Below are 6,109 nucleotides of genomic sequence, written 5' to 3' on the forward strand. Positions count from 1 at the left end.
AGAATCGATGACCCCACTCAAATCCGACGCCCTGGTGCTGTTCGGCGCGACCGGCGACCTCGCCCACAAGAAGATCTTTCCGTCGCTCTATTCGATGGTGCGGCGAGGCATGCTCGACGTGCCCGTCGTCGGCGTCGCCTTCGACGACTGGACGCTCGACCAGTTGATCGAGCGTGCCCGTGACGGCATCGAGAAGGACAAGGGATCGGTCGACGACAAGGTCTTCAAGAAGCTCGCCGGCCTGCTCCGCTATGTCAGCGGCGACTACCGCGACTCCTCGACCTTCGTACGGCTGAGGGAAGCGCTCGAAGGCGCCGGGCGCCCGCTCCACTACCTGGCCATCCCACCAAGCATGTTCGAGACGGTGGTGCAGGGGCTGCAGCAGTCGGACTGCGCCACCGGCGCGCGATTGATGGTCGAGAAGCCCTTCGGCCGGGACCTGTCCTCGGCCCAGTGGCTGAACCGCATCCTCCACCTCGCCTTCGATGAAAAGTCGATCTTCCGGATCGATCACTACCTCGGCAAGGAAGCGGTCCAGAACCTGCTCTATTTCCGCTTCGCGAATTCCTATCTGGAGCCGATCTGGAACCGTAACTACGTCGAGAGCGTCCAGGTCACCATGGCCGAGGATTTCGGCGTCCAGGGGCGCGGCCACTTCTACGACGAGGTCGGCTGTATCCGGGACGTGATCGAAAACCACCTGATGAACGTCCTCGTCATCCTGGCGATGGAGGCGCCGGCCGGCGATTTCGACGCCGGGCTGATCGACGAGAAGGTCAAGATCTTCAAGGCGATCCGGCCGCTCGACGTCCACGATGTCGTCCGCGGCCAGTTCGAGGGCTATCTCGACGAGCCGGGGGTCGCCAAGGATTCGCAGGTCGAGACCTTCGCCGCCGTCCGCCTCTTCGTCGATTCCTGGCGGTGGCAGGGCGTCCCCTTCTACATCCGCGCCGGCAAGAACCTGCCGGTCCATGCCACCGAGGTGGTCGTCCGCCTCCATCGTCCGCCGCTCGACGCCTTCGGCGAGCATCTCGACGGGCAGTCGAACTACGTTCGCTTCCGCCTCAGCCCGGAGGTCGCCATCGCGATCGGATCGCGCAAGAAGGCACCTGGCGAGGCGATGAAGGGTGAGCAGTTCGAGCTCATCGCCCGCGACGACGTCAAGGATGAGATGGAGCCCTATGACCGGCTGATCGGCGATGCCCTCGACGGCGACGACTCGCTCTTCACCCGCCAGGACGCGAGCGAGATCGCCTGGCGGATCGTCGACCCGATCCTCGGCGACAAGGTACCGGTCCATCCCTACAAGCCGGGCACCTGGGGCCCGAAGGAAGCGCTGAAGGATATCGTCCCGCCGCATGGCTGGATCAATCCCAAGCCCTGACAGGGAACCAGAGGCAGATCAGTGGCCGAGCATCATGAACTCTGGCTTTTCCGGCATGGCGAGACCGACTGGAGCAAGTCGGGCCGGCATACCGGGCGCACCGACCTGCCGCTCAACAAGGCCGGCGAATCCCGCGCCCGCGCCATCGGCAGGCGCCTGCGCGGCCGTCCCTTCGCGCTCGTCCTGTCGAGCCCGCTGATCCGCGCCGTCGAGACCTGCCGCCTCGCCGGCTACGCCAATGGCGCGCGGATCGACGACGACCTGATGGAATGGGACTATGGGAATTACGAAGGCCGCCGCACCGTCGACATCCATAAGCAGAGACCCGGCTGGGTGCTCTGGAAGGACGGCGTACCGGATGGCGAGACGGTCGAGCATGTCGGCGAAAGGGCGCGGCGGATCATCGCCAAGGCGCTGGCCGCCGACGGCGACGTGGCGCTTTTCGCCCACGGCCATATCCTGCGGGTCCTCACCGCCTGCTGGCTGGGGCTGCCGCCGGCCGATGGCCAGTTCTTCGCGCTCGGCACGGCAACGGTCAGCGTCCTCGGTTTCGAGCACGACTACCACGTGATCCAGCGGTGGAACCAGAACAGCCATCTGATCGAGGTATAGATGCAGGTCGAGGTCTTCAACGACGCCCGCACCGTGGCGCAGAGAAGCGCGGAAAGGATTGCCGCGGCGGCGCGCGAGGCGATTGCCGCCCGGGACCGGTTCACCTTCGCGGTGAGCGGCGGCCATACGCCGTGGATCATGCTCGCGGTGCTGTCCGGCGAAGACCTGCCCTGGGGCAAGATCGAGCTCTTCCAGGTGGATGAACGGGTCGCCGCGGCCGACAGCCCCGACCGCAACCTGATGCATCTCAGGCAGAGCCTGCTCTCGCGGGTCCCGATGCCGGAGGCCAACATTCACGCCATGCCGGTAGAGAATCCGGATCTCGGCGCCGGCGCCGCCGACTATGCCCGTTCACTCGAGGCGGTCGCCGGCTCGCCGCCGCGTCTCGACCTCGTCCATCTCGGCCTCGGGCCCGACGGCCACACCGCATCGCTGGTTCCGGACGATCCGGTCCTCGCCGTCGGCGACCGGTGGGTCGCGACCACGCGCCCCTATCAGGGGCATCCGCGCATGACGCTGACCTACCCGGTGCTCGACAACGCGGCGGAAATCCTCTTCGTGATCACCGGAGCGGAGAAAGTCGACGCATTGGCGAAGCTGCGGCGCCGCGATCCCGCGATCCCGGCGGGCCGGCTGACGGCGTCGAACATCGTGGTTATGGCGGACGCCGCGGCGACTGGAGGGAATGACAATGGCTAGGGCAACGACCACGCGATCGACGGCAAGGACGAGGGCATCAAGCGCCTCGCCGAAGGTGCTGGCGATCGATATCGGCGGCACCCATGTCAAGATCCTGGCGAGCGGCCGGCGCATCAAGCGCCAGGTCGATTCCGGTCCGGAGATGACCGCCGGGCAAATGGTCGCCGACGTCAGGAAGCTCGCCGAGGGCTGGGACTATGACGTCGTGGCGATGGGCTATCCCGGCCCGGTGCTGCATAACCGGCCCCTGCTCGAACCGGCCCACCTCGGCAAGGGTTGGGTCGGCTTCGATTTCCAGACCGCCTTCGGCTGCCCGGTCAAGGTCGTCAACGACGCGCTGATGCAGGCGGTCGGCAGCTACGAGGGCGGGCGGATGCTCTTTCTCGGTCTCGGCACCGGTCTCGGCACCGCGCTGATCGTCGACAAGGTGGCACAGCCGATGGAACTCGCGCATCTCCCCTACAAGAAGCACCGCACCTTCGAGGACTATGTCGGGGAAGCGGGGCTGAAACGCCTCGGCAAGAAGAAATGGCGGCACGCGGTCTTCGCCGTGGTCGAGCGGCTGAAGGCGGCGACCGAACCGGACTATGTCGTCATCGGCGGCGGCAATGTCCGCCTCCTCGACAAGCTGCCGCCGGGCAGTCGCCGCGGCGACAACGCCAACGCCTTCAAGGGCGGCTTCCGCCTTTGGGAGAAGAACGGGATCGCCGTCTAGCCGGGGGCGGCGTGAAGGGGACGACGATGCCCCGCCTCCGTCCCTGGCCCTAGCCTGACGCACCGAAGGTGAGCGTATCGGTGGCGTTCCGCTCGATGAAATCCCAGTCATATTCGACACCGAGGCCGGGCCCGTCCGGCACCGGCACGCAGCCGTCCTTGCCGACCGCATCGGGCTGGTCGGAATAGCCCGCGCCATAGACCGGCGGCACGACATTCGGCATATCCGGGCCGACCAGCGCCATCTCGTAGAAGCGGGTATTGGGGGTCGCCGCCATCACCACGCGATGCGCCGGCCCGCAGGCGTGATACTGGACGTCGAGGCCGAGCGCCTGGCAGAAATGGGCGATCTTGAGCGCGCCGGTGATCCCCATGTCGTATTCGGGATCGGCGTGGATGATGTCGCCGCCGCCGGCGATGATAAAGGCCGCCTTCGCCTCGATGCCGCGCACATGCTCGCAGACCAGCAGCGGCGTCCTGAGCCGCTCGCGAAGCCGCTTATGGCCCTCGATCGCGCCGCCGGTATCGCGATAGGGATCCTCGTACCAGACATAGCCGGCTTCGTCGCAGGCCTGGCCGACCGCCAGCGCGTCGAGCCAGGTTCTCAGCTCCGAGGCCGGATCGATCATCAGCGGAAAGCCGTCGCCGACCGCCTTGCGCACGCCGAGCAGGTTCTTCGTCTCGCGCTTCACGTCGCCATCGTGCCAGCCGTGAATCTTGAAGGCGGCGAAGCCATGCTCCTTGCAGGCGACCGCGTAGTCGGCGAAGGCCTCGGGGGTATCGAGGCCGCCCGGCTCGTCCTGTCCGTGATAGGTGCTGGCATAGGTCGGCAGCCGGGTACGGAAGGCGCCGACCATGGCGGCGACCGAGGTGCCGAGACGCCTGGCCTGCAGATCCCACAGAGCGATATCGATCGGTCCGTGGCCCATGTGGTCGTAGGCGCGGACCTCCCGCTTGAGGTCCTGCCAGATCATCTCGCGCTGGTCGGGATCGCAGCCGATGAGACGCGGCGCGAGCATCGCCGCCTGGGCGAAGGATGCCGGCGTGCCGATCCAGTGGGTGACGTATCCGCCGCGGGCACCCTCCGCGGTCTCGATGCGGACCGCCCAGCGCTGGCTCGAGATGCTGCTCCCCTTCTTGGCGATGACATTGCCAACGCCGGCCGTACCCTCCGATGGCAGCCCCAGCCCGTCCGTGTCGAAGGCAAAGCGGATCAAATCAACGCGGGAAATACGGTCTGACACGAAACAATCTCCTGTCCGGAAGGTCGAAATTCAGTGGGTCAGGGTGTCGAGGGGGCAACCACCGGGCGCTAGCCAGGCTGGTCCGCGAGCGCATTGATCATCACGGAGAAGGCGACCATGCCGGGATCGTCGAGCCCGATGCTGCGCTCCGCGAATATCCGGGCACGGCCGATCTTGTTCGGCTTGTCCCGGAACTCGTCGAGCACCTCGGCAACCCGCGCACGCGCGGCGGCGAGCATCGCGTCGGGATCGCTTTCGCCGGCCGTCGCCTCGACGACCGCGTTGACCGTGTCGAGCACTGTCTTGTCGCCGAGCGATGCGCGCCCGCGCGCCTGAAGCGCGGCAAGAACCGTCGCGCCGAGCTCGGACATCTTCTCCCAGGGCATTTCCGGCTGCGGACCAACGAATTTGCCGCTGGCGAGCAGCGCCGTCGCCATCAAGGTCCCGTAGCTCGAGCTCGACGCCTTGTTCACCTCCCCGGCGCATTTGCCGAAGGCCTGCCCGAGCGTGTCGGGAAGCTCGGGCGACAGAGCCGAGAGGGCGCGGAAGGCCTTGTCGAGGGTGATCCCCAGGTCACCATCGCCGAGCGTGCCGTCGATTTCGGTGAGCCCCGGCGCCTCGGTCTCGAGCGCTTTCGAGATGCGATCGATCGCGAAACGGATGGTGTCGACGGTGAGCGGCACGATCAGACCCTCCAGAAAGCGCACTCGGCCGGCGCGGCGAGAAGGCGCTTCAGCTCGTCGTCGAGCTGGACGATCGTCACCGACGCCCCGCTCATTTCCATCGAGGTGGCATAGCGCCCGACCAGCGGCATGACGACCTTCAGGCCAAGCCCCTCGAGACGATCGGCAATGCGCGCATAGAGAATGTAGAGCTCCTCGAGCGGCGTGGCGCCGAGGCTGTTGACCAGCACGGAAACCTCGCCGGTGAAGTCGCCATCCGCGGCGATCGCGTCGACCAGCGTATCGGCCACCGAGTTGGCGCTTTCCAGCTTGCCGACGCTGACGCCAGGCTCGCCGTGAATCCCCATGCCGATTTCCATTTCGTCTTCGCCGATGGTGAAGGTCGGCCTGCCGGCCTGGGGCACGATGCATGGCCCGAGCGCGATCCCCATGGAATGGCAGGCGTCGGCCGCCTTCTGGGCGATCCGCGTCACCTCGGCAAGATCGCTTCCTTCCTCCGCCGCCGCTCCGGCCATCTTGAAGCAATAGACCATGCCGGCCACGCCGCGCCGCTTCTCGCGCTCTTCCTTCGCGGCGCTGGCGATATCGTCGGCGACGAGCACGGTCGTGCTCGAAATCCCGTCCAGCTCGACGAGCTCGCCGGCCATGTCGAAATTCATCACGTCGCCGCCATAGTTGCCGTAGAGACGGAGGACGCCGGCGCCGCCGTCTGCCGCGCGCATCGCGATCGCCATGTCGTCCGCCGAGGGCGAGGCGAAGACATCGCCGACCGC

At 66.8% G+C, this 6,109-nt stretch carries 7 protein-coding genes; 4 read left to right on the forward strand and 3 right to left on the reverse strand.

Translation table 11 applies throughout. The annotated features are described in order from the left end of the window. Positions 1–7 precede the first annotated feature (7 nt). From zwf to KDJ86_RS07085, 4 genes are read left to right on the forward strand one after another with little or no spacing between them, the layout of a single operon-like run. Positions 8–1,384 carry a glucose-6-phosphate dehydrogenase gene (gene zwf, locus KDJ86_RS07070; protein WP_291744352.1) on the forward strand — a complete coding sequence of 459 codons (1,377 nt, stop codon included), beginning with the start codon at positions 8–10 and terminating at the stop codon, positions 1,382–1,384. Positions 1,385–1,405: 21 nt separating this feature from the next. After that, positions 1,406–1,996, forward strand: coding sequence for a histidine phosphatase family protein (locus tag KDJ86_RS07075; protein WP_291744354.1), 591 nt, complete (start codon positions 1,406–1,408; stop codon positions 1,994–1,996). Continuing rightward, a complete protein-coding gene (gene pgl, locus KDJ86_RS07080; RefSeq protein WP_291744356.1) occupies positions 1,997–2,695 on the forward strand; it encodes a 6-phosphogluconolactonase in 699 nt (232 codons plus the stop codon). Then, on the forward strand, positions 2,688–3,410 hold the full coding sequence (locus KDJ86_RS07085) for an ROK family protein (protein ID WP_291744358.1): 723 nt from the start codon (positions 2,688–2,690) through the stop codon (positions 3,408–3,410). The genes pgl and KDJ86_RS07085 overlap by 8 nt, the downstream gene beginning before the upstream one ends. Positions 3,411–3,459: 49 nt before the next feature. Here the strand turns inward: KDJ86_RS07085 and KDJ86_RS07090 are convergent, their stop codons facing one another. The 3 genes from KDJ86_RS07090 to KDJ86_RS07100 form a co-directional block, all read right to left on the reverse strand. Continuing rightward, a complete protein-coding gene (locus KDJ86_RS07090; RefSeq protein ID WP_291744360.1) occupies positions 3,460–4,653 on the reverse strand; it encodes an enolase C-terminal domain-like protein in 1,194 nt (397 codons plus the stop codon). 68 nt (positions 4,654–4,721) lie between these two features. Next, complete coding sequence (locus KDJ86_RS07095; RefSeq protein ID WP_291744362.1) at positions 4,722–5,336, reverse strand: DAK2 domain-containing protein; 615 nt, start codon at positions 5,334–5,336, stop codon at positions 4,722–4,724. A gap of 2 nt (positions 5,337–5,338) precedes the next feature. Then, positions 5,339–6,109, reverse strand: a 771-nt coding sequence (locus KDJ86_RS07100) for a dihydroxyacetone kinase subunit DhaK (protein ID WP_291744363.1), incomplete at its 5' end; no start/stop codon positions are given.

The sequence above is a fragment of the Bauldia sp. genome, assembly GCF_020442045.1.
In the GTDB taxonomy this organism is placed as follows: Bacteria; Pseudomonadota; Alphaproteobacteria; order Rhizobiales; family Kaistiaceae; genus Bauldia.

What these genes read in the sequence shown, in the direction of transcription:
- zwf (WP_291744352.1), top strand. Translation starts at nt 8, where the DNA reads ATGACCCCACTCAAATCCGACGCCCTGGTGCTGTTCGGCGCGACCGGC.
- pgl (WP_291744356.1), top strand. Translation starts at nt 1,997, where the DNA reads ATGCAGGTCGAGGTCTTCAACGACGCCCGCACCGTGGCGCAGAGAAGC.
- KDJ86_RS07085 (WP_291744358.1), top strand. Translation starts at nt 2,688, where the DNA reads ATGGCTAGGGCAACGACCACGCGATCGACGGCAAGGACGAGGGCATCA.